We start from the raw sequence: 23,060 nt of genomic DNA on the forward strand, positions 1-23,060 counted from the left end.
TATTTTGAACCCGGCGCCCCAGTATTTGTTGGCGTTTTCGGTCCCCGACAATAATTCGAAGAGGGAACGGGCGGGCCTCGCAAGGGGGTGACTTTGCGAGTTGGCGCCAACCGCCGTGCAGGCGTTTAGACTGTGCTTTTCCGGGCAATTTGCTATCTTGCCGGACCTGCCGGGCCAAACCCAAGCCGTTGCGGATTCCTGATCTGACCTAATAAGAGAAGCCTTGCCATGACCACAGTGCCTTCAAGCATTGCGCCGCCCGCCCGCCCGCTGAACCGCAACGATTACAAGACCCTGTCGCTGTCCGCCCTGGGCGGTGCGCTGGAGTTCTACGACTTCATCATCTTCGTGTTCTTCGCCACGGTGGTCGGGAAGCTGTTCTTCCCCGCCGACATGCCTGAATGGCTGCGCATGATGCAGACCTTCGGCATCTTCGCCGCCGGCTACCTGGCGCGGCCGCTGGGCGGGATCATCATGGCGCACTTCGGCGACCTGCTGGGGCGCAAGAAGATGTTCACCCTGAGCATCTTCATGATGGCCGTACCGACCCTGATCATGGGCCTGCTGCCAACCTATGCGCAGATTGGCCTGTGGGCACCGATCCTGTTGCTGCTGATGCGCGTGATCCAGGGCGCGGCGATTGGTGGCGAAGTGCCGGGGGCGTGGGTGTTTGTGTCCGAGCACGTACCGCCACGGCATATCGGCTACGCCTGCGGCACCCTGACCAGCGGCCTGACCGGCGGGATTTTGCTGGGCTCGCTGGTCGCCACCGCGATCAATACGGCCTACACCCCGGAGCAGGTCTCCGATTACGCCTGGCGGATTCCGTTCCTGTTGGGCGGTGTATTCGGCCTGTTTTCGGTGTACCTGCGCCGTTGGTTGCACGAAACGCCGATCTTCGCCGAGATGCAGCAGCGCAAGACCCTGGCGGCCGAGTTGCCGTTGCGTGCGGTATTGCGCGACCACCGTGGCGCCATCGTGCTGTCGATGTTGCTGACGTGGCTGCTGTCGGCCGGCATTGTCGTTGTCATCCTGATGACTCCGACGGTGCTGCAGACCATCTACCACTTCAGCCCGACGGTGTCGTTGCAGGCCAACAGCCTGGCGATCGTCACCTTGAGCTTTGGCTGTATCGCGTCCGGCGCGCTGGCTGACCGTTTTGGTGCGGGCCGTGTGCTGGTCGCCGGTTGCGCGTTGCTGCTCGCGACCTCGTGGACGCTGTATCACAGCCTGCTGGATCACCCGGACTGGCTGTTCCCGCTGTATGCCTTGACGGGTTTGTTTGTCGGCACCATTGGCGTGGTGCCCTACGTGATGGTCAAGGCCTTCCCGCCGGTAGTGCGTTTCAGCGGCCTGTCGTTTTCCTACAACGTTGCCTACGCCGTGTTCGGTGGTCTGACGCCGCTGGTGGTATCGCTGCTGATGAAAGAAAGCCCGATGGGCCCGGCTTACTACGTTGCCATCCTCTGTGTGATGGGGATGGTCGTGGGCGGGTACCTGTGGAAGCGCGGGCGCTGAACCTGTAGGCGCCGGCTTGCCGGCGATGGCGTCCCTTGGTCAGCGTACGACTCAAGGGCTCCATCGCCGGCAAGGTGTTGTAGGCAGTCAACGTTTACAGAGTGTTTCTGAATTACCGCAATTCCTCGCCTCGCCCCCGCATTTACTCAGCTCCTCTCCCGTATCCGCTTGCGCTGCCAATACTGGCCTTTCATCTAATTGTCATATTCCAGACATAGAGTGTTCACACGGCCTACCGATACTTGGCCCCGATCCAACTATCCCTATCTGCTAGGAGTAAGGCATGAAACTGAAGCGTTTGATGGCGGCAATGACTTTTGTCGCTGCTGGCGTAGCCACTGCCAACGCGGTCGCCGCTGTTGACCCTGCGATCAAGCCCTACACCAAGACCTCTGGTGTATCGGGCAACCTGTCCAGTGTCGGCTCCGATACTCTGGCCAACCTCATGACTCTGTGGGCCGAGAACTACAAAAAAGAATACCCGAACGTCAACATCCAGATTCAAGCCGCCGGTTCTTCCACCGCGCCGCCTGCACTCACCGAAGGCACCGCTAACCTGGGCCCGATGAGCCGCAAGATGAAGGACAACGAACTGCAGGCTTTCGAGCAGAAGTACGGCTACAAGCCGACTGCTATCCCGGTGGCCGTGGACGCCCTGGCTGTATTCGTACACAAAGACAACCCGATCAAGCACCTGACCATGGCTCAAGTCGATGCCGTGTTCTCGTCGACTCGCCTGTGCGGCGCCAAGGCTGACGTCAAGACCTGGGGCGACCTGGGTGTGACCGGTGACCTGGCCAACAAGCCAGTGCAACTGTTCGGTCGTAACTCGGTATCCGGCACCTACGGCTACTTCAAGGAAGAAGCCCTGTGCAAAGGTGACTACAAGCCTAACGTCAACGAACAGCCAGGCTCGGCTTCGGTCGTGCAGTCCATCAGCTCTTCGCTCAACGGTATCGGTTACTCGGGCATCGGCTACAAGACAGCCAGCGTGAAAACCGTGGCCCTGGCCAAGAAAGAAGGCGGCGAGTTCGTCGAAGACACCGAAGAGAACGCCCTGAACGGCAAGTACCCGCTGTCGCGCTTCCTCTACGTGTACATCAACAAAGCCCCGAACAAGCCTCTGGCCCCGCTGGAAGCCGAGTTCGTGAAACTGGTTCTGTCCAAGCAGGGCCAGGAAGTTGTAGTCAAGGACGGCTACATCCCACTGCCAGCTAAAGTGGTCGAAAAGACACTGGCTGACCTGGGTCTGAAAGAAGGCAAGTAAGCTACGGGGCCGGGTAAAGCCGGCCTTTTCTGTAGGAGCGAGCTTGCTCGCGAAAAGCGTTAACGATCACGCGCCGTCTCTGAGTCAACGCGGTGCCTTGACGTTTTTCGCGAGCAAGCTCGCTCCTACAGAACTCCTAATTTTTCGGTCCGCTGCCAGCCCTGCTATGCGGCGGATTTCTTGCGTCACTGCATTGTCATCTTTCTGTCATACAGGATCGCTAGGGTGTGCGCATGAATGATCTGGCCAATTCCACCATGACGACGACTTCTCCTCCCAAGCGCATTGACTTCAATACGCCTGAGCTGCAACGCAAGCGCCGCATCCGCGCGCTCAAGGATCGCCTGACCCGTTGGTACGTGCTGGTCGGCGGTCTCGCCGTCCTCGGCGCTATCACCCTGATTTTCTTCTTCCTGGCCTACGTGGTCGCGCCGCTGTTCCAGGGTGCCAGCCTGACCAAGGGCGAGGCCCTGACTCCGGCCTGGATGCAGGATGCCGGCAAGCCGTTGCTGATCTCGCTGGAAGAACAGAACCAGGTAGCCATGCGGGTTTCCGACAAGGGCCAGGCATTGTTCTTCAGTGTCGAGTCCGGTGCTGAACTCAAGCGTGTCGACCTGGCCCTGCCAGCCGGCGCCAGTGTGGTGTCCATCGGTGAAGACCAGCCAGGCAGCCCGCTGGTGATCCTCGGCCTGTCCAATGGCCAGTCCCTGGTGTTCCGCCACTCTTATAAAGTGACCTACCCGGACGGCAAGAAGACCATCTCGCCCGAGATCGAATATCCATACGGCGAAACGCCGATGGTGCTCGATGACGGCGGTCGGCCGCTGGAGCATGTGGCCCTCAATGCTACCGACACCTCGCTGATCATTGCCGGTTCTGCTGGTTCGCACCTGAACGTGCTGTCGGTGAGCCGCGAAGAAAACATGATGACCGGCGAAGTTGTCAGCGAGCAGAAGCGTATCGAACTGCCGCAAATGACTGAGCCGGTGAAAGCGATCTTCGTCGATCCGCGCCAGCAATGGCTGTATGTGATCAACGGCCGCGCCCTGGCCGATGTGTTCAGCCTGCGGGACAACAGCCTCAACGGTCGCTACAAATTGTTGGAAGATGGCAACGCCGAAATCACCGCCAGCACTCAGTTGGTAGGCGGTATCTCGTTGATCGTCGGTAACTCCAAGGGTGGCCTGGCCCAGTGGTTCATGGCCCGCGACCCGGATGGCGAGCAACGTTTCAAGCAGATCCGCACCTTCCAGATGGGCACCACGCCTATCGTTGAAATCACCGCCGAAGAGCGTCGCAAAGGCTTCGTCGCCCTCGATGCCTCCGGCAAGTTCGGTGTGTTCCACAGCACCGCGCACCGCACCCTGCTGGTTGACCCTGTGGTCGAAGGCCAGGGCATCTTTGGCATGTCGCCACGGGCCAACCGTGTGATCGTTGAAGCCGGCGGCAAGCTGCAGCCGCTGGAGCTCGACAACCCGCACCCGGAAGTGTCCTGGAGCGCGTTGTGGAGCAAGGTCTGGTACGAAAACTACGACGAGCCTAAATACGTCTGGCAATCGACCGCTGCCAACAGCGATTTCGAACCCAAGATGAGCCTGGCGCCACTGACCTTCGGTACGCTCAAGGCCGCGTTCTACGCGATGTTGCTGGCTGCGCCACTGGCCATTGCCGCGGCAATCTATACCGCATACTTCATGGCCCCGAGCCTGCGCCGCAAGGTTAAGCCGGTGATCGAGCTGATGGAAGCGATGCCAACCGTGATCCTCGGCTTCTTCGCCGGCCTGTTCCTGGCGCCGTATGTCGAAGGCCACCTGCCGGGTATTTTCAGCCTGCTGATGTTGCTGCCGATTGGCATCCTGCTGGCCGGCTTCATCTTCAGCCGGTTGCCTGAGTCGATCCGCCTGCGGGTACCGGATGGCTGGGAAAGCGCAATCCTGATCCCGGTGATCCTGTTTGTGGGCTGGCTCTCGCTGTACATGAGCCCGTACCTGGAAACCTGGTTCTTCGGTGGCGACATGCGCATGTGGATCTCCCACGACCTGGGCATCACCTACGACCAGCGCAACGCCCTGGTTGTCGGCCTGGCCATGGGTTTTGCAGTGATCCCGAACATCTACTCCATCGCCGAAGACGCCGTGTTCAGTGTGCCGCGGGGCCTGACCCTGGGTTCCCTGGCCCTGGGCGCTACGCCATGGCAAACCATGACCCGCGTCGTGTTGCTGACCGCCAGCCCAGGGATTTTCTCGGCGCTGATGATCGGCATGGGCCGTGCGGTGGGTGAAACCATGATCGTGCTGATGGCCACTGGTAACACCCCGGTCATGGAAATGAACCTGTTCGAAGGCCTGCGAACGCTCGCAGCCAACGTCGCAGTGGAAATGCCCGAGTCGGAAGTGGGCGGCAGTCATTACCGCGTGCTGTTCCTCTCGGCGCTGGTGCTGCTGCTGTTCACTTTCATCATGAACACCCTCGCCGAGCTGATCCGTCAGCGTCTGCGCAAGAAATACTCGTCGCTTTAAGAAAGGTAGAAGTCTGTGAAACAGAACTCCCTGAATGGATGGTTCAAGAGCGGCGCCCCAGGCGTCTGGATCAGCGGTGGTGCGGTGGCCATCGCGGTCATCATGACCATTGGTTTGCTGGCTGTGATTGCCGTGCGCGGCTTGGGTCACTTCTGGCCAGCCGACCTGATCCAGGCCAACTACAACGTGCCGGGCCAGGCCAACCACATCGTCATTGGCGAAGTGGTACAGAAAGAACAAGTGCCGCGCGAGCGCCTGAAAAGCGCCGGCCTGCCGGTGCCGGACGAAGGTCCGGAGTTCATGACCCGCGAGCTGATCAAGGTCGGCAACCGTGACTTGAACGGCAACGACTTCACGTGGATCGTCGGCGAGTGGCTGACCAACCAGACCACGCCTGTCGAGTTGATGGCCATCGAGCGTCGTGAGTGGGGCAACTTCTACGGCACCCTGGTCAACGTCAAGCAGGATGGCAAAGTCGTCGCCGAAGGCGAGGCTGCGTGGCCAGAGCTGCAGGCGCGGGTTGAGCGGGTGAACAAGCTGGCCGCCGATCTCAAGACCCTTGAGAAGAGCGATATTGGCGCGATCAACGCAGGCCTTGAGCGTATCCGCCTGCACGGTCGCAAACTGGAGCTCAGCGGCAAGCTCGACGCCGCCGCCCAGGCCGACATGGATGCTGACCGCGCCGAGCTGAATGCGCGTTACCAGGCCATCGAGGCACGCCTGACCGACCTGCACGCCCAGTTCAACCGCGACAGCCTCACGGCCCGCGATGCCAACGGCAAAGAGCTTGAAATCAATATCGGCCACGTGGTGCACGCCTACCAGCCGAACGCCATGGGCACCCTGACCAAGATGGGCTTCTATGTCAGCAAGGTCTGGGAATTCCTCAGCGATGACCCGCGTGAAGCCAACACCGAAGGCGGGATTTTCCCGGCGATCTTCGGCACCGTGATGATGACCCTGATCATGGCGATGATCGTGACCCCGTTCGGCGTACTGGCGGCGGTCTACCTGCGTGAATACGCCAAGCAGAACACCTTGACCCGCATCATCCGCATCGCGGTGAACAACCTGGCGGGTGTCCCGGCGATTGTCTACGGTGTGTTCGGCCTGGGCTTCTTCGTCTACGTGCTGGGTGGTTCGGTGGACCGGTTGTTCTTCCCCGAAGCCCTGCCGGCGCCGACCTTCGGTACGCCGGGCCTGTTGTGGGCCTCGCTGACCCTGGCGCTGCTGGCAGTGCCGGTGGTGATCGTGGCCACCGAAGAAGGCCTGGCTCGTATCCCGCGCACCGTACGTGAAGGCTCCCTGGCACTGGGCGCGACCAAGGCGGAAACGCTGTGGAAAATCGTCCTGCCCATGGCCAGCCCGGCGATGATGACCGGCATGATCCTGGCCGTGGCGCGCGCCGCCGGTGAGGTGGCGCCGCTGATGCTGGTGGGTGTGGTGAAGCTGGCACCGTCGCTGCCGCTGGACGGCAACTACCCGTACCTGCACCTGGATCAGAAGATCATGCACCTGGGCTTCCATATCTACGACGTCGGCTTCCAGAGCCCCAACGTCGAGGCGGCACGTCCGCTGGTGTACGCCACCGCGTTCCTGCTGGTGCTGGTGATCGCCACGCTGAACCTGTCGGCGGTATGGATTCGTAACCACCTGCGCGAGAAATACAAGGCGCTGGATAGCTGATTGAATTGAACGCGGACCCAAGGTGGGAGCGGGCTTGCTCGCGAATGCGGTGTCTCTGACCTGACGCTTTCGCGAGCAAGCCCGCTCCCACAGGGCACCGAGTTGGAAACAGATTTGAGGTAAACCGCAAGGCCCACTATGAAGCCGCGGTTCAACGAAACGAATTGGTAGCACAGGGAGCATCCCATGCAACATGAAACCCATTCCCACGGCATCAACATGTCAGCCCTGGGTCGCGACAAGCAAAGCCTGAGCCTGGCCGAAGAAACCGTAGCCATCGAAGTCCCGGGCCTGAGCCTGTACTACGGTGAGAAGCAGGCGTTGTTCGACGTCAGCATGAACATCCCCAAGCAGCGCGTGACCGCCTTTATCGGCCCCTCGGGCTGCGGCAAGTCCACGCTGCTGCGCACCTTCAACCGCATGAACGACCTGGTGGACGGTTGCCGTGTGGAAGGCGCGATCAACCTCTACGGCAGCAACATCTACCGCAAGGGCGAAGACGTGGCCGAGCTGCGTCGTCGGGTAGGCATGGTGTTCCAGAAGCCCAACCCGTTTCCCAAGACCATCTACGAAAACGTGGTCTACGGCCTGCGCATCCAGGGCATCAACAAAAAGCGCATCCTCGACGAAGCAGTCGAGTGGGCTCTTAAAGGCGCCGCGCTGTGGGACGAGGTCAAGGACCGCCTGCACGAATCGGCCCTCGGCCTGTCCGGCGGCCAGCAGCAGCGCCTGGTGATTGCCCGTACCATCGCCGTGGAACCTGAAGTGCTGCTGCTCGACGAACCGTGCTCGGCACTCGACCCGATCTCGACGCTGAAAGTCGAAGAGCTGATCTACGAGCTCAAGTCCAAGTTCACTATCGTCATCGTGACCCACAACATGCAGCAGGCGGCGCGGGTTTCCGACTACACCGCGTTCATGTACATGGGCAAACTGGTGGAGTTCGGTGACACCGACACCCTGTTCACTAATCCGGCGAAGAAGCAGACCGAAGACTACATCACCGGTCGCTACGGCTAGGAAGCTGTGGTTCTGATTGCACTGACGCTGCGGTTCTCCGCACCTTACCGGACGCTCCAAGGACGCCAACATGATTAGCAAAGAAGGCCTTACCCACCACATCTCCGCGCAGTTCAACGCCGAGCTTGAGGAAGTGCGCAGCCACCTCCTGGCCATGGGCGGGCTGGTGGAGAAGCAAGTCAATGATGCGGTGACCGCGCTGATCGAGGCCGACTCGGGCCTTGCCCAGCAAGTGCGCGAGATCGACGACCAGATCAACCAGATGGAGCGCAACATCGACGAGGAATGCCTGCGCATCCTCGCCCGTCGCCAGCCGGCGGCGTCCGACCTGCGTTTGATCATCAGCATTTCCAAGTCGGTGATCGATCTGGAACGTATCGGTGACGAAGCCACCAAGATCGCCCGTCGCGCCATCCAGTTGTGCGAAGAAGGCGAAGCGCCGCGCGGCTATGTCGAAGTGCGTCACATCGGCGACCAGGTGCGCAACATGGTCCGCGATGCGCTGGATGCCTTTGCCCGTTTCGACGCCGACCTGGCGTTGTCGGTGGCCCAGTACGACAAGATCATCGACCGCGAGTACAAGACCGCCCTGCGTGAACTGGCGACCTACATGATGGAAGACCCGCGCTCCATCTCGCGGGTGTTGAGCATCATCTGGGTGTTGCGCTCCCTGGAACGGATCGGCGACCACGCGCGCAATATCTCGGAATTGGTCATCTACCTGGTACGCGGCACCGACGTGCGGCACATGGGCCTCAAGCGCATGAAAGCCGAAGTTGAAGGCACGGCCGATCAAATCCCTAATGTTCCGGACGAATCTGACGATAAGTAAGATTGCCCGAGAAATAAACGCCCGGCCTCTGGTCGGGCGTTTGCGTTTGTGGCGTATGAGTTTTGCGCTGCGGGCAGCCATAAAGTCCCGGCGTGACTGACGAGTTTTTGGCAAAATGCCATCAGTTAAGCGTTTTGCTTGCCGGGGTTTTGAGAGGATGAAGGGTCGATGAGTAAAGTCAGTGTATTGGTGGTGGATGACGCCTCGTTTATTCGCGACCTGGTGAAGAAGTGCCTGCGTAACTACTTCCCCGGCATCAAGATTGAAGATGCGGTAAACGGCAAAAAAGCCCAGGCCATCCTGATGCGCGAAACCTTCGACATGGTGCTGTGCGACTGGGAAATGCCGGAAATGTCGGGCCTGGAATTGTTGACCTGGTGCCGTGAGCAGCCGCAGCTCAAGTCCATGCCGTTTGTCATGGTCACCAGCCGCGGCGACAAGGAAAACGTGGTCCAGGCCATCCAGGCCGGCGTCTCCGGCTACGTCAGCAAGCCGTTCACCAACGAGCAGTTGCTGAACAAGGTCAAGCAGGCCCTGAACAAGATCGGGCGCCTCGACGCCTTGCTGGCCAGCGCACCGACCAAGATGAACTCGGCTTTTGGCAACGACTCCCTCAGCGCCCTGACCGGCGGCAAGCCCGAAGCGGTCAAGCCAGCCCCGGTGGCCGCGCCGAGCAAAGGCCTGCTCAACAGCCCGCCCGTGCAGGCCGCCGCCGCACCCTCGGCCGCCAGCGGTCGTGGCCAGGGCCAGTTGCGGCTGTCTAGTGGCACCCAGCAATGCGTGATCAAGGGCCTGAGCATCAAGGAGGCGTTGTTGGTGGTGCGCCGTGGCGACGTGCTGCCCCAAGTGCTGGAAAGCGCAGTGCTCGACCTGGAGCAAGGCGAGAACGCTGAAACCGCACGCCTCAACGGCTACCTGCACGCGATCGTCGCCTACGAACCGCGACCCGACAGCGACTGGCTGCAACTGACCTTCCGCTTTATCGACCAGGACGCGCAGAAGCTCGACTACATCTCCCGCCTGATCGCCCGAGGCACAGCGCAGAAGCATTTTGTGCCGGGTGCCTGAACCAACCCCCTGATCCCTGTAGGAGCCGGCAAGCCGGCTCCTACAGGGGCGTCGGTCCACACAACAGTGTCATGAACCCTTGCTAGCCTGCCGGTCAGTCATACTTGGCAGGTTTATCCGATGCTTGTGCGTTTTCTGTTGTTTTGTGGCCTGTGCGCAGTCGCTTCATCGACCCTGGCCATGACCCTCTATCGTTCCACCGATGCCCGTGGCGTGGTGTTTTTCAGCGACCAGAAGACCCCCGGCGCCCAAGCGTTTGTGTTTCAGGAGCGCCGTGCGGTGCCGGTGAAGCGCCAGGTGCTTGATCCCCAGCCGCTGCGTAACCTGCGGCCAGCGCAGTCGCAGCGTTACCCGTTGCCCTGGCGCGGCGGGCCGTTTCGCCTGACCCAGGGCCCTGGCGGCACGTTCAGCCACTCTGACGTCAAGAGCCGCTACGCCATGGACATCGCGATGCCCGAAGGCACGCCGATCATCGCTGCGCGGGGCGGGGTCGTGGTGAAAACAGAGAACAGCCAATCGGGGCGGGGCAGTGACCCGTCGGGCAACTTCGTGCGGGTGTTGCACGATGACGGCACCCAGAGTGTGTATCTGCACCTCAAGCTGGGGTCGGTCAGTGTCAGGGAAGGGCAGCGGGTGGCGGTGGGCAGCCCGTTGGCGCTGTCGGGCAATACCGGCAACAGCAGCGGGCCACACCTGCATTTTGTGGTGCAGCGCGATACGGGGGCGGGATGGGTGTCGATTCCGTATGAGTTCACGCAACCGGTACAGGCGTTGCCCAACTTTGCGTCGGGCACGCGGTAAGGCTTTTGTAGGAGCGAGCTTGCTCGCGAAAAACCTGAGGGCGCTGCCGGGTGTCAGGATCCCAGCGTTATCGTTAACGTCCTTCGCGAGCAAGCTCGCTCCTACAGGGGGTGTGCCCTAGTCGAGCATCAGTACTTTGGCCAGGACGATTTTCGGGCCTTTCATCTTCTTGATGATGATCCGCAGGCCTTCCACTTCGAGCACTTCTTCCTCTTCCGGCACCCGGTTCAGGGTGTCGTAGATCAAGCCGGCGAGGGTTTCGGCCTCGATGTGGTCCAGGTCGATGCCCAGCAGGCGCTCGATCTTGAACAGTGGTGTGTCACCACGTACCAGCAGCTTGCCCGGCTGGTAGGCGAGGATGCCGCGCTCGGCCTTGCGGTGTTCGTCCTGGATATCGCCCACCAGCACTTCCAGCACGTCTTCCATGGTCAGGTAGCCGATGATATTGCCGTCGGCTTCTTCAACCAGGGCAAAGTGCGCGCCGCCTTTGCGAAACTGCTCCAGCAACTGCGACAGCGGCATGTGCCGCGACACGCGCTCCAATGGGCGGGTCAGCTCGGCCAGGTTGAACGACTCGGGAATATGATCCAGGGCCGCCAGTTCCAGCAGTAGGTCCTTGATGTGCAGCAGGCCGACAAACTCACCGCGCACGGGGTCGTACACCGGGTAGCGGCTGAATTTGTGGCGGCGGAACAGCGCGAGGATTTCCTTGAGCGGCGCGTTGAAGTCCAGGGTCACCAGGTCTTCCCGGGAGTTGGCCCAGTCCACCACTTCCAGTTCGCCCATTTCCACGGCCGAGGCCAACACGCGCATGCCTTGGTCGCTCGGGTCCTGGCCACGGCTGGAGTGCAGGATCAGCTTGAGCTCTTCGCGACTGTAATGGTGCTCGTGATGGGGGCCGGGCTCGCCCTGGCCGGCGATGCGCAGGATCGCGTTGGCGCTGGCGTTGAGTAGGTAGATGGCCGGGTACATCGCCCAGTAGAACAGGTACAGCGGCACCGCGGTCCACAGCGACAGCAGCTCGGGCTTGCGAATGGCCCAGGACTTGGGCGCCAGCTCACCGACCACGATGTGCAGGTACGAAATCACGAAGAAGGCGGCGAAGAACGACACGCCCTTAATGACTTCAGGCGACTCGACGCCCATGGCCCCCAGCAACGGCTCCAGGATGTGCGCAAAAGCCGGCTCACCGACCCAGCCCAAGCCCAGGGAGGCGAGGGTGATACCCAACTGACAGGCCGACAGATACGCGTCGAGCTGGCTGTGTACGGTGCGCAGGATCTGCCCGCGCCAGCCGTTGGTGTGGGCGATGGCCTCGACCCGGGTGGAGCGCAGTTTGACCATGGCAAATTCCGCCGCAACGAAGAAACCGTTGAGCAGTACCAGGATCAGTGCAAAAAGAATCATGCCGAAATCGGCGAAGAGTGTCGCGAGGGTGATACCAGGGGAAGGGTCCATGATGGGGTTTTGCGGGTTCCGTGTATTCAAAAAGGGGTGATGGCTGTGCCTCAAGGGCGGGCACAAGTCAGGCAATGTAGCGGCTGAAGGGGCGCTTGCCTAGTGGCGGCTGCCGGGCGGGGGCGCGAATGCATGCTGCATAGGGCTTATGTGGGATGCGATAGAACCAAGCAGATAGTCCTGTGGTGGCGAGCGGGCTTGCCCCGCGCTGGGCTGCGAAGCAGCCCCAAAACCAGCCGCTACGGAGTATCTGATACACCGCATTCGGCTTACTGGGGCTGCTTCGCAGCCCAGCGCGGGGCAAGCCCGCTCGCCACAGGGGTATAGCTTCAGATTATTCCTTCGCCGCGATTGCCTGCGAGCGGCTGACCTGGGTCGGCGCAAAGTGGCAGGTAAAAGTGCTGCCATGTCCCAGTACGCTGCTGATTTCCAGGCGGGCCCGATGGCGCAACAGCACGTGCTTGACGATCGCCAGCCCCAGCCCGGTGCCACCGGTGTTGGAGTTGCGGCTGGAATCGACGCGGTAGAAACGCTCGGTCAGGCGTGGCAAATGCTTGCTGTCGATCCCAATCCCCGAATCCTGCACGCTCAGGTGTGCACCCTGCTGGTCGGCCCACCAGCGGATGCGGATGGTGCCTTTGTCCTGGGTGTACTTCACGGCGTTGAACACCAGGTTGGAGAAAGCGCTGCGCAACTCGCCCTCGCTGCCCTTGAGCAGCACCGACGGGTCGGCTTCCAGGGTGATGTGCTGGCCGCGTTCGCCGGACAGGGCCTGGGCATCGTTCTTGATGGTCTGCAGCAGGCTCTGTACGGCCACGGGATGGTTGTCCGAGGGGTAGTCGGTGGCTTCCAGCTTAGCCAGCAGCAACAGGTCGTTGAGCAGCGTCTGCATGCGTGAGCCTTGTTGCTGCATTTGCTGCAGGGCGCGGCTCCAGCGCGGGTTGACCTCTTCGACGTTGTCCAGCAGCGTCTCCAGGTAGCCGCAGATCACTGTCAGGGGCGTGCGCAATTCATGGGAGACGTTGGCGACGAAATCCTTGCGCATCTGTTCTAGCTGATGGATGCGGGTCACGTCGCGCACCAGCATCAAGTGTTCGTTGTTGCCGTAGCGCGTGAGGTACAGCTGGATGCGCACCCGGTCGTTGGTGGGCGACGGAATTTCCAGGGCTTCTTCGTAGTTGTCCTGCTCGAAGTACTCCTTGAAACGCGGATGACGCACCAGATTGGTCACTGGCTGGCCGCTGTCCTGGGGTGTCTTGAGGCCCAGCAGGGTCTCGGCGGCGCGGTTCCACCATTCCAGGTTGCCGTCGCTGTCGAGCATGATCACCGCGTCCTTGAGCGCGGCGGTCGACTCCTGGACCCGGTCGATCACCGCTTGCAGGCGGCCGCGTACCCTTTGGTCGCGGCGTTGCAGGTGGTAGATGCTGTCGAACACCTCGCCCCACAGGCCATAGCCGTCGGGTGGCGCTTCATCGGGTTTGTGCTGGCGCAGCCACTCGTGCAGGCGCAGCAATTGCTTGAGGGTCCAGCCCAGGTAGAGGCCCAGGCCGATGGCCAGGCTCCAGCCGTAGTAGCCGCTGATCAGGCCGACCAACAGGCAGCCGGTGACCAGTAGGAGCATGTGGCGGATCAGGGTGCCATGCCAGTTTTGATTCACTTGAACATGCGTCCTTGTCGGCTGTTAAGTCTGGGTAGGGCTGGCTCAGCCTTTGGTGGAAAACCGATAACCGGTACCGCGCACGGTTTGTACCAGATTCTCATAGGCATCGCCCAAGGCTTTGCGCAGGCGGCGGATATGCACGTCCACGGTGCGCTCCTCGACATACACGTTGCCGCCCCACACCTGGTCCAGCAGTTGGCCGCGGGTGTAGGCGCGTTCCTGGTGGGTCATGAAGAACTGCAACAAGCGGTATTCGGTAGGGCCCATCTCGGCCGGCTTGCCGTCGATGGTCACGCGGTGGCTGATCGGGTCCAGCAGCAGGCCGCCGACTTCAATCGGTGCCTCGCCATCGGTCGGGCCAGCGCGGCGCAGCACGGCCTTCAGACGTGCGACCAGTTCCCGTGGGGAAAATGGCTTGGTGATGTAGTCATCGGCACCCACTTCCAGGCCCTGGATCTTGTTGTCCTCTTCGCCCTTGGCGGTGAGCATGATGATCGGGATATCCCCGGTCAGCTCATCGCGCTTGAGACGCCGGGCCAATTCGATGCCGGAGGTGCCGGGCAGCATCCAGTCCAGCAGGATCAGGTCCGGCTTGCGGTCGACGATAATGGCGTGGGCCTGCTGGGAGTTCTCTGCCTCCAGGCAGTCATAGCCGGCCATTTCCAACGCAACGGCGATCATTTCGCGAATGGGCGCTTCGTCGTCAACGATCAGAATGCTCCTGCCAACCATGCTAAGTCCTCTTGTCATTTAACTGTCTTGCGCCGCATTAGATAACGGAATTATTGCAGTCGTGTGACAGTATTTTACTGGCCTGCGCAATCGGCCTAGTCCTGAACTACGCTTTGAGTCCGAATCCTGACAACCGCAAAAGGAAGGTTCTGATGACTCAGCGTATTTTTTCGTGGAAAGCCCTGTTGGTCACGGCGGCATTGACGCTGCCGACACTGGCTGTCGCGGCAGACCCCGCCATGACTAAAGACGGGATGTTGGTGGATCACAAGGGGATGGCGCTCTATACCTTCGCCAAGGATGCTGATGGCAAGTCTGCCTGCAATGACAAGTGCGCCACCAACTGGCCGCCGTTGAAGGCCGAGTCCACCGATAAGCCAATGGGCAAGTGGACCGTCATCACCCGTGACGACAACACCAGCCAGTGGGCCTATGACGGCAAGCCGCTGTACACCTTCATTGCCGACAAGAACGCTGGCGATGCGACCGGTGACGGCAAAATGGATGGCGCCTGGAAGATCGCCAAACCCTGAGCTCCCCTGTAGGAGCCGGCAAGCCGGCTCCTACAAGGTACAGGGCATTACCTGAAGGCGTAGTCGGCCACAATCCCGACAAAAATCGCCAATCCCGCCCAATGGTTGTGCAAAAACGCCTTGAAGCATTTCATCCGGTCCCGATCCCGGGTGTACCAGAACTCCCAGGCAAAACACCCTGCCGCCGCCACTAGCCCCAGATGGAACCAGCCACCCAGTTCGAAGCGCGAGCCCGCCAGCAGCAGGCAGAGCAGCGCCAGCCCCTGCAGGGTGAGGATGATGATCCGGTCGGCATCGCCAAACAGGATCGCGGTGGATTTGACGCCGATTTTCAGATCGTCATCGCGGTCGGTCATCGCGTAATAGGTGTCGTACGCCACCGTCCACAGCAAGTTGGCGATATACAGCAGCCAGGCAATGGCCGGCAGGCTGCCGGTCTCGGCGGTAAACGCCATGGGCATGCCCCAGGAAAACGCCGCGCCCAGCACCACCTGCGGGTAATAGGTGTAGCGCTTCATGAACGGATAACTGACAGCCAGCGCCAGGCCGCCCAGGGACAGCCAGATGGTGGCGGTGTTGGTCAGCAGCACCAGCAGGAAACTGATGGCCATCAGCACCGCAAAGAACACCAGGGCTTCTTTGGAACTGATCTTGCCACTCGCCAGCGGGCGTTGCGCGGTGCGCTTCACATGGCCGTCGACCTTGCGGTCAGCCCAGTCATTGATCACACAACCTGCCGCCCGGGTCAGTGTCACGCCCAAGACAAAAATCACGATATTGCTCAACGACGGCGAGCCCTTGCCGGCGATCCACAGCGCCCACAAGGTGGGCCACAGCAGCAGATAGATGCCGATGGGCTTGTCCATCCGGGTCAATTGAACGAAGTCCCAGGCCCGTGGGTTCAGGCGGTTCAGGGATTGGAGCAGGCGCTGGTACATCAGCAATTCTCCGCAGATTGGTGCACCGCTTGCCACAGGCTTGGCAGGAACACTTCCGCCACCAGAACACTCAACGCGCCGCGATCAAAGCGCGAGCGTCGCGCCCATAAGCCATTGGCCTGATCCGCCGTCGGCAGCCAGGCGCGTGGGTAGTGGCAGACCTCGATGGCCTGGCGGGTGAACGCCTGGTCACAAAACAGCAACTCACCCAGGGAGCGACTGCCCAACTCATCCATATGCAGGCCGTCGCCCTGCAAGGCACTACGGGCCGCCACGCTGCGGGCGAACACCCAGGCCTGGCCGTGACCGCGCAAATACACCTCGCGTACCCAGCCAATACTGGCCGCTGGCAGGTCGAGGGCGGCGCATTCGTCGTCTCGCAGGGGCTGCCAGCCTTCGAACAGTGGGGTGACACTGAAACCATCGTTGGAGAGGTGCGTCAGGCGGCGGGTCAGTGAGCCCTCATCGAACAGCCAGTCGAGGGCAGGAGGCGCGGGCAGAGGGTGCAGAAGGCTCTGGTTCAGCCATTGGCAAGCATCGGGAACGGCAATCGAATGCGGCACGGGGAGTCATTATTGGCAGTTAATGAGGCGCCGAGCTTACCATGGTCACCCGAATTTTTGCCGGGCTGCGCCGGGACATTGGGTCGAACGTGCTTGCATCTGGGCGCCCCGATCAGTACAAAACGCCCTGAGCCGGACGGCAATGCTGGATCTATCGACTGTCGGCCAGTAAGCCTGGACCCTGAGGAAACAAGTAATGAAGAAGTGGCAATGTGTAGTCTGCGGCCTGATCTACAACGAAGCAGACGGTTGGCCGGATGATGGGATCGCCCCAGGCACCCCGTGGCAGGACGTCCCGGAAGACTGGCTGTGCCCGGACTGCGGCGTCGGCAAAATGGATTTCGAAATGATCGAAATCGGTTGATTCGCTGAATTTTACAAACGTACTACAAGGAGAATGGAATGAGCGCACCTGTCGTGATCATCGGTACGGGCTTGGCTGGTTACAACCTGGCTCGGGAGTTTCGCAAGCTCGACAGCGAAACCCCGCTGTTGCTGATCACAGCAGATGACGGGCGTTCCTACTCCAAGCCCATGCTCTCCACCGGTTTCGGCAAAAACAAGGATGCCGATGGCCTGAGCATGGCAACCCCTGGCGCGATGGCCGAGCAACTGAAGGCCGAAGTGCGCACCCATACCCGAATCAGCGGGATCGACCCCGGTCACAAGCGCCTGTGGATCGGCGAGGAGGCGGTGGTCTACCGCGACCTGATCCTGGCCTGGGGTGCCCAGACGGTACAGGTACCGGTGGAGGGTGATGCCGCTGAACTGATTTTCCCGATCAACGACCTGGAAGACTATGCACGCTTCCGCCACGCCGCCGCCGGCAAGCGCCGCGTGCTGCTATTGGGCGCGGGGCTGATCGGCTGTGAATTTGCCAACGACCTGATCCTGGGCGGCTACACCATCGACCTGGTGGCGCCCTGCGAGCAAGTCATGCCGACCCTGCTGCACCCGGCAGCAGCTGCAGCGGTGCAGGCCGGGCTCGAAGGCCTCGGTGCGCGCTTCCACCTGGGGCCGGTGCTCAACCGCCTGCAGCGCACGGCTGACGGCCTGGAAGCCCACCTGTCCGATGGCACTGTGATTGAGTGCGACTTGGTGGTGTCGGCTATTGGCTTGCGCCCACGGGTGGACCTGGCGGCTGCGGCCGGCCTGCAAATCAACCGCGGGATCATGGTCGACCGCCACCTCAAGACCTCCCACGCCAATATCTACGCCCTGGGCGACTGCGCCGAAGTCGATGGCCTGAACCTGCTGTACGTCATGCCCCTGATGAGCTGCGCCCGCGCCCTGGCCCAGACCCTGGCGGGCAATGCCACGGCGGTCAACTACGGGCCGATGCCGGTCACGGTAAAAACCCCGGCGTGCCCGCTGGTGGTCTCGCCACCGCCACGGGGCACCGAAGGCGTGTGGAGCGTCGAAGGGCAGGGCGGTGACATCAAGGCCTTGTGCCGCGACGCCAGCGGCCGCCTGCTGGGCTACGCGCTTACCGGCACGGCAGTCATGGAAAAACTGGCCCTGAATAAGGAACTTCCGCCACTGCTGGCGTAAATGCTGGTCGTTCTGTCGGAATAACCACCTTTTTCCCCCTAGAAAGGTCGCCGGGAGACTGGCGCAGGCACCAATGGCATGCCATCCTCACTCCCGTCTGCCGCAGAGTAGAGCCTGCGGCGCCTTGGCGCTGCTCCAGCAGAGAGCAGCACGGACATAACAACAAAAAACCGTCAAAGAGGCTTCACCTATGCGTAAACCAGAACTCGCAGCCGCCATTGCAGAAAAAGCAGACCTGACCAAAGAACAGGCCAACCGCGTCCTCAACGCCGTACTTGAAGAAATCACCGGCGCCTTGCATCGCAAAGACAGCGTCACCCTGGTTGGTTTCGGCACCTTCCTGCAACGCCACCGTGGCGCCCGCACCGGCAAGAACCCGCAAACCGGCGAGCCGGTGAAAATCAAGGCGAGCAACACCGTAGCGTTCAAGCCGGGCAAGTCGCTCAAAGACAGCGTCAACCCGTAAGCGCGGCACCGTCTCGAAGGGAGGCGGGGAGGTATGAAAAATGGGCACGCCGACTGGGTCGGGTGCCCATTTTTGTTGGGGCGTATCATCGTTGAACCGCGACAGCAGGCGTTGTGCGGCCCTGTTTACTAAAACAAGTACAACACTACTATCCGTTTGTTAGTTCAGTCATGAACTCTTCACATGATTCGCAAACAAATACCAGCTCTTCCTCATCCATCAAGTACAGGTAGAGGTATCCAAAGTCATTTCCTTGACTGACAAGAGAAATGAATTTCCGACTCTGACATAAGCAAAACGGATCATTTGTTTTAATGATGGAATATCGTCAGTTAAATCTTTATAGATTGTTTTTACCGGTGCATCACCATATTTATAGGTGTAAAACCGCCCAGAAAAAATCATTGTCATCATTGCTGTCAGACAGATCGCCGCCGTTGTGCTTAAGATAAAACTGTCTGAAGGCCGCCGGTAATTGCGCACGGAATATTTCCTGGAACTCGTTAAGTTCCTGTACAGAAAGGGACTGCTGGGAATCTTCAAGTTTCAGCCGCATTTGGGGGCTCCTTTTGTTCCACTCTTAAAGCGACCTGCTGTAGGAAGCAGCAGGGCGGGTTGGCTTTTAACCTTCACTTGAGACTGGCTAATGGGTGCTGCCTTTTCCCCTGTTATTTACTCTTGAACAGCAACTGCATGCTGTGCGCTGCCTTGTTTACCCGGTCAAGGGCAACGTTGTTATCAACCCGCAAGTCTTCCGGTAAATCAAAGTGCCCCATGCATTCATTTTCCTTGATGGCTCCTCGTAAATGAGCAATAACGCGAAAAACAATATGGTCCATTCGCCAGCAAATGGGCGGCTCTATCCCCGAAAGTTGATCTGCGGTCGCTGGATGGCTGGTACCACCCATCCAGACTCGTCTTTCAAAGGCGAATTGGATTTTGTCGTAATGGGAGTCGGATTTTTTATACCCGGGATCACTGAAAAGTATCTTCCAGCGCGGAATGCCCGAAAAGCGCATGCTGCAGAATATCGGCCTGAATAATCGGCGCGACGTGTCTACTTGCTCGATAGAGGCAGGGATCTGTGTATAAAAATGGGCGAACACCTCGATCAAATGGCCGAGCGCTGGTGGTATGAGCTCAATGTAGCGGGCGATCACGAAGCCCGGTTCATCGTTTGCATTGAGGGCCGGGATGTAAAATAAATCGCCGGGCTTAGGTGCTGTCAGAGCCTTCATGAGTTGGGTTAGTCGCAATAAATAAAAACATTCAGTTTTTTGCTATATGCACTTTGAAGAAACTTGACTAGATTCTTTAAATCGCTGGAGTTTAATTTTTTTGATTTTATCGCTGTTTCGATTTCAGTCACTAAAGGTAGGATTTCTCCGAATAGAATACTTGTGTCGGCGTAATAATCTGAAAATTTGTGCGTCTTTGGGAAATTTTTTCTTGGTACTGATGCGTCCATAAGAGCGTCATGGGTAGATTCACTCAAGCAAAAAACTGGAGTGTTCTCATCAATGTCTTTCTGATTTTCTGCTGCCATAAAGTCAAGAGGCATAAAAATTTCCATGTCAGGACGGGAAGATTTTCATAACTACTATTATCACGGACAGAGCGTGATCTGTAAGGCTCTAAATAAACGGGTCCACTTTTTCCCATTTTTTCTTGTGCCGAGCGGACGGATTGAAAAGTTTAATAGTCAGCGTTCAAGGAGTAAAAGAATTGACGCCGGAGTTTTTTTGAAGGGTAAGGGGACAGATTTATTTCTATTAAAAATATCGATTAAATAGATCTGTACCCTTTTGCCGATTTTGCTTTTTAGATAGGAAGTTCAAAAACGATTTTACCTAACCTGTTTTTGATTAGGTAACTGTTTTCAACGAGCTCAGCAGTTTTGAAAAAATCACTTCGATCAATAAAGCCAGGAGGCTCATGCATCCAAATTTTATTTTTTGGAAAAATCTGATCTTGGCAGTACCAACTTTCGCCTACCTCTGCATTAAGCACTTTAAAAATATTGATTTTGTGTTTTTTGTTTTTGCTTGTTTTCGAAAGTTTTTTAACTGGGGTTTCCAGTTGGAAATTCGTTTTTAAGACTTTTTCAGCCGTCTGATTTATTTGCTCTACGATCGCATCGTTACTTTCTATTTTTGTAGCGATGGCAATTAGCGCGCGACGTAACTCTTCCAGAAGTTCTATGTCTTGACTGCGGCGGTTCAAAGATAAAAATTTCTTAAAGTCGAAGCTTTCTACAAAAATATTTGTTGACCCTAGTACGTTGTCGAACAAGTCCTCATCGCCACGTGGGCCTAGTGAAACAACTATTTTACTGCTGCCATTTATATCAATTTTAGGCAGGAACTCCATGAATATCTGGGTGATGTGGTGGCTTAAATGACGGATGCGAACACCCGTTGTTAGAGCGGCTTCGTCACTTTCTTGTAGAGTAAGTATCTTCAGACTCATTGCTATGCTCGCTTGGAAAAACTAGCGGTTATCAGGCGTGCCGTATAATTTAAGGTAGCCATCTCTCGTGTCAACCTGTGGCAAAGGATTTTTGTGAATCGGTGAAGGCATATTCCCGTTGTTTCTCGCTGCATGTTTATCTGTAATTTTTTGCTCGGTAGCCTTGGCTTGAAGTCGAGTTTTATTTTTCTCTACTATCACTGCCTTATAACGCCCAGCTTGAGGCTTGTTAAGCGCGTTAACCTGTTGGTTTGCACGGGGAGAAGTGCCATTTTTGTTCAGCGGACGTCCGCTGATGCCAGGCTTCATCATTCGCCCGGTTTTCGTATCAACGATGACATAGACATGGTTAGGGTTTTTGCTTGCATGGCTGTTGCCGTGGACTTTTCCGCTGCCACCGCAGGGAGTGAGCCCTAATGGATCGACCCAGCCAAAAGGATTATCGGCGTAGGTGTAAGTATTGATCCCACCCGCCAACCCAATCGGATCCGGCGTAGTAAACCGCCCCACATCCGGATCATAAAACCTGAACGTATTAAAATGCAGCCCCGTCTCCCGATCCAGGTACTGCCCCTGAAACCGCAGGTTCTGCTCTTCGATGAAGTACGGTTCCCGCACCTCTTCCACGGTATTTCCCCACACCCGATACGTTGCCTGCCAGAGGGTGTGTCCGTCAGCCTCGGTGACCTGTTCCGGCAAGCCGCTGAGATCGTTGTGGTAATAACGAATTTTTTGCAGCGCCCCGATGCCATCGACTCGGGCCAGGGGTTGGTAGCCTTCGTCTTCATAGAGGTACAGGCTGGTTTGGCTGTGTTTATGCTCCTGTAACAGACGCAAGCCGTCCCACATGAACTGGGTTTCGCTCAGCGGATAACCATTGCTGCCATGTTCGGTCTTGCCGATGCGCCGGCCCAGCGGGTCGTAAGTCATGCGCACCACGCTGCCGCCTTCATTGCGCACTTCAATCAGCCGGCTTTCGGCGTCGTACGCAAAGTGTTGTACGCCACGGGCGCCGCTGCGTTTTTCGATCATTCGGCCAAAGGCATCGTAGCGGTAGCGCTTGTCCTGATAGGTCAGCAGTTTGTTGTGTACCACCAGCCCGGCCCCGGACTGTGGGCCGTCCAGCAGGTTTGCCGCCGCGTCGTAGGCGAAGGTTTCGCGCTGGCCGTGCAGGCTGTCCTGGCTTGCGATGATGCGACCGGTGGCGTCGTAGTGCAGGAGTTGGCGATGTTGCGCGCTGGGCTGCTGATCGAGTTTGCCGATCAGGTTGTCGGCGGGGTCGTATTCAAAGTGCTTCTGTATCGCCGCCGGTATCAACGCCGGCTGGCTGGTGTGACGGCGTTGGCGGGCGCGCAGGCGGCCGCTGCGGTCGTACTCGCTGCGGGTGCTGATCTGGCCTTGGGTGCGCAGCACTTCACGGTGCAGGCGGTCGCGCTCGAAATCACTGATGACCTGGCCGTCGAGGTTGATCTGATGCAGATGGCCGCTGCCGTAGTACAGGCGGTTGAGCCAGCGGCCGTCCGGTAATTGGCTCTGGATCAGGTTGCCGAGTTCGTCGTAGTGGTGTTGCAACTCGCCGGCCGGACTGCGCTCGGCGAGCAATTGGCCTACTGCGTCATAGGCAAAGCTCAAGGCTTGGGCATTGCCCTGCAGGTCGGTGAAGGACACGTCCGTAAGCTGGTCCAATGGATCGTAGGTGTAGTCCGTGCGGCCATCGTCAGTGGTTTTGGCAATCAAGCGGCCAATGGCGTCACGCTCCAGTCGATGCACGATAGGGGCGGGCGGCGTCTCGGGAACCACGGCCAGGCCCGTACCATAAGGCGCCGCGAGGGCGGTCACAGTGGTGACGTTGTCCAGGCGGTCGTAGCTGTAACGCTTGGCGCTGCCGTCCAGGTCTTGCTGTTCCGTCAACCGATCCCCGTCATCCCAGGCAAACCGATAACGTTCTCCGTTCTCGTTGATCAGCGCTTGCAGCCGAC

General features: G+C 59.1%; 22 protein-coding genes. 12 read left to right on the top strand and 10 right to left on the bottom strand.

Annotated features, from left to right (window positions below; all coding sequences use genetic code 11):
* Window positions 1–237 precede the first annotated feature (237 nt).
* The 8 genes from BHC62_RS26040 (at window position 238) to BHC62_RS26075 (ending at window position 10,711) form a co-directional block, all read left to right on the top strand.
* On the top strand, window positions 238–1,518 hold the full coding sequence (locus BHC62_RS26040; RefSeq protein ID WP_169851367.1) for an MFS transporter: 1,281 nt from the start codon (window positions 238–240) through the stop codon (window positions 1,516–1,518).
* 283 nt (window positions 1,519–1,801) lie between these two features.
* Complete coding sequence (locus tag BHC62_RS26045; protein ID WP_029289939.1) at window positions 1,802–2,785, top strand: phosphate ABC transporter substrate-binding protein PstS; 984 nt, start codon at window positions 1,802–1,804, stop codon at window positions 2,783–2,785.
* Between the two features lie 485 nt (window positions 2,786–3,270).
* Complete coding sequence (locus tag BHC62_RS26050; RefSeq protein ID WP_169873868.1) at window positions 3,271–5,304, top strand: ABC transporter permease subunit; 2,034 nt, start codon at window positions 3,271–3,273, stop codon at window positions 5,302–5,304.
* Window positions 5,305–5,319: 15 nt separating this feature from the next.
* Window positions 5,320–6,990, top strand: a complete 1,671-nt coding sequence (gene pstA / locus BHC62_RS26055; protein WP_029289935.1) for a phosphate ABC transporter permease PstA — start codon at window positions 5,320–5,322, stop codon at window positions 6,988–6,990.
* Window positions 6,991–7,176: 186 nt separating this feature from the next.
* The gene (pstB, locus tag BHC62_RS26060; RefSeq protein ID WP_029289934.1) at window positions 7,177–8,010 is read left to right on the top strand and encodes a phosphate ABC transporter ATP-binding protein PstB; all 834 of its coding nucleotides are present in this window, start codon (window positions 7,177–7,179) and stop codon (window positions 8,008–8,010) included.
* Window positions 8,011–8,080: 70 nt separating this feature from the next.
* Window positions 8,081–8,842: a phosphate signaling complex protein PhoU gene (gene phoU / locus BHC62_RS26065; protein WP_029289933.1), complete on the top strand. Its 762-nt coding sequence runs from the start codon at window positions 8,081–8,083 to the stop codon at window positions 8,840–8,842.
* 168 nt (window positions 8,843–9,010) lie between these two features.
* Window positions 9,011–9,910, top strand: a complete 900-nt coding sequence (locus BHC62_RS26070) for a response regulator (RefSeq protein ID WP_070996696.1) — start codon at window positions 9,011–9,013, stop codon at window positions 9,908–9,910.
* A 120-nt stretch (window positions 9,911–10,030) separates the two neighbouring features.
* Window positions 10,031–10,711 carry a M23 family metallopeptidase gene (locus BHC62_RS26075; RefSeq protein WP_070996697.1) on the top strand — a complete coding sequence of 227 codons (681 nt, stop codon included), beginning with the start codon at window positions 10,031–10,033 and terminating at the stop codon, window positions 10,709–10,711.
* Window positions 10,712–10,828: 117 nt separating this feature from the next.
* On the opposite strand, the gene BHC62_RS26080 is transcribed toward BHC62_RS26075, so the two are convergent.
* From BHC62_RS26080 to phoB, 3 genes are all read right to left on the bottom strand, one after another.
* Window positions 10,829–12,169 (bottom strand): hemolysin family protein, encoded by a 1,341-nt coding sequence (locus tag BHC62_RS26080; protein ID WP_029289929.1) that lies wholly within the window; start codon window positions 12,167–12,169, stop codon window positions 10,829–10,831.
* 334 nt (window positions 12,170–12,503) lie between these two features.
* Window positions 12,504–13,790 carry a phosphate regulon sensor histidine kinase PhoR gene (gene phoR, locus BHC62_RS26085; RefSeq protein WP_186352305.1) on the bottom strand — a complete coding sequence of 429 codons (1,287 nt, stop codon included), beginning with the start codon at window positions 13,788–13,790 and terminating at the stop codon, window positions 12,504–12,506.
* Between the two features lie 81 nt (window positions 13,791–13,871).
* Window positions 13,872–14,561, bottom strand: coding sequence for a phosphate regulon transcriptional regulator PhoB (phoB, locus tag BHC62_RS26090; protein WP_003176964.1), 690 nt, complete (start codon window positions 14,559–14,561; stop codon window positions 13,872–13,874).
* A 152-nt stretch (window positions 14,562–14,713) separates the two neighbouring features.
* Between phoB and BHC62_RS26095 the strand changes: the two genes are divergently transcribed.
* The gene (locus BHC62_RS26095) at window positions 14,714–15,094 is read left to right on the top strand and encodes a hypothetical protein (RefSeq protein WP_029289924.1); all 381 of its coding nucleotides are present in this window, start codon (window positions 14,714–14,716) and stop codon (window positions 15,092–15,094) included.
* 47 nt (window positions 15,095–15,141) lie between these two features.
* Here the strand turns inward: BHC62_RS26095 and ubiA are convergent, their stop codons facing one another.
* Together ubiA and BHC62_RS26105 are read right to left on the bottom strand one after the other, a co-directional pair.
* On the bottom strand, window positions 15,142–16,032 hold the full coding sequence (gene ubiA, locus BHC62_RS26100) for a 4-hydroxybenzoate octaprenyltransferase (RefSeq protein ID WP_029289922.1): 891 nt from the start codon (window positions 16,030–16,032) through the stop codon (window positions 15,142–15,144).
* Entirely contained in the window at window positions 16,032–16,595 is a 564-nt protein-coding gene (locus BHC62_RS26105) for a chorismate lyase (protein ID WP_029289919.1), read from the bottom strand. Before BHC62_RS26105 ends, ubiA begins: the two co-directional genes overlap by 1 nt.
* A gap of 196 nt (window positions 16,596–16,791) precedes the next feature.
* Between BHC62_RS26105 and BHC62_RS26110 the strand changes: the two genes are divergently transcribed.
* The 3 genes from BHC62_RS26110 to BHC62_RS26120 all read left to right on the top strand — a co-directional run bounded on the left by BHC62_RS26110 (window position 16,792) and on the right by BHC62_RS26120 (window position 18,612).
* On the top strand, window positions 16,792–16,959 hold the full coding sequence (locus BHC62_RS26110; protein WP_029289917.1) for a rubredoxin: 168 nt from the start codon (window positions 16,792–16,794) through the stop codon (window positions 16,957–16,959).
* 38 nt (window positions 16,960–16,997) lie between these two features.
* The gene (locus BHC62_RS26115; RefSeq protein WP_029289915.1) at window positions 16,998–18,146 is read left to right on the top strand and encodes an NAD(P)/FAD-dependent oxidoreductase; all 1,149 of its coding nucleotides are present in this window, start codon (window positions 16,998–17,000) and stop codon (window positions 18,144–18,146) included.
* A 190-nt stretch (window positions 18,147–18,336) separates the two neighbouring features.
* The gene (locus tag BHC62_RS26120; protein WP_003213368.1) at window positions 18,337–18,612 is read left to right on the top strand and encodes an HU family DNA-binding protein; all 276 of its coding nucleotides are present in this window, start codon (window positions 18,337–18,339) and stop codon (window positions 18,610–18,612) included.
* Between the two features lie 373 nt (window positions 18,613–18,985).
* Here the strand turns inward: BHC62_RS26120 and BHC62_RS29170 are convergent, their stop codons facing one another.
* The 5 genes from BHC62_RS29170 to BHC62_RS26140 all read right to left on the bottom strand — a co-directional run.
* On the bottom strand, window positions 18,986–19,168 hold the full coding sequence (locus BHC62_RS29170; RefSeq protein ID WP_238353649.1) for an SMI1/KNR4 family protein: 183 nt from the start codon (window positions 19,166–19,168) through the stop codon (window positions 18,986–18,988).
* Window positions 19,169–19,280: 112 nt separating this feature from the next.
* Window positions 19,281–19,850: an Imm26 family immunity protein gene (locus tag BHC62_RS26130; RefSeq protein WP_029289900.1), complete on the bottom strand. Its 570-nt coding sequence runs from the start codon at window positions 19,848–19,850 to the stop codon at window positions 19,281–19,283.
* A gap of 8 nt (window positions 19,851–19,858) precedes the next feature.
* Window positions 19,859–20,173, bottom strand: a complete 315-nt coding sequence (locus tag BHC62_RS28470) for a hypothetical protein (protein WP_143007601.1) — start codon at window positions 20,171–20,173, stop codon at window positions 19,859–19,861.
* A 260-nt stretch (window positions 20,174–20,433) separates the two neighbouring features.
* Window positions 20,434–21,081, bottom strand: coding sequence for a hypothetical protein (locus tag BHC62_RS26135; protein ID WP_070996699.1), 648 nt, complete (start codon window positions 21,079–21,081; stop codon window positions 20,434–20,436).
* Between the two features lie 21 nt (window positions 21,082–21,102).
* Window positions 21,103–23,060 (bottom strand): RHS repeat-associated core domain-containing protein (locus tag BHC62_RS26140; protein WP_176770992.1); only part of this gene is annotated, 1,958 nt, incomplete at its 5' end.

It is taken from the genome of Pseudomonas sp. 06C 126, from assembly GCF_001855215.1.
GTDB classification, from domain to species: Bacteria; Pseudomonadota; Gammaproteobacteria; order Pseudomonadales; family Pseudomonadaceae; genus Aquipseudomonas; species Aquipseudomonas proteolytica.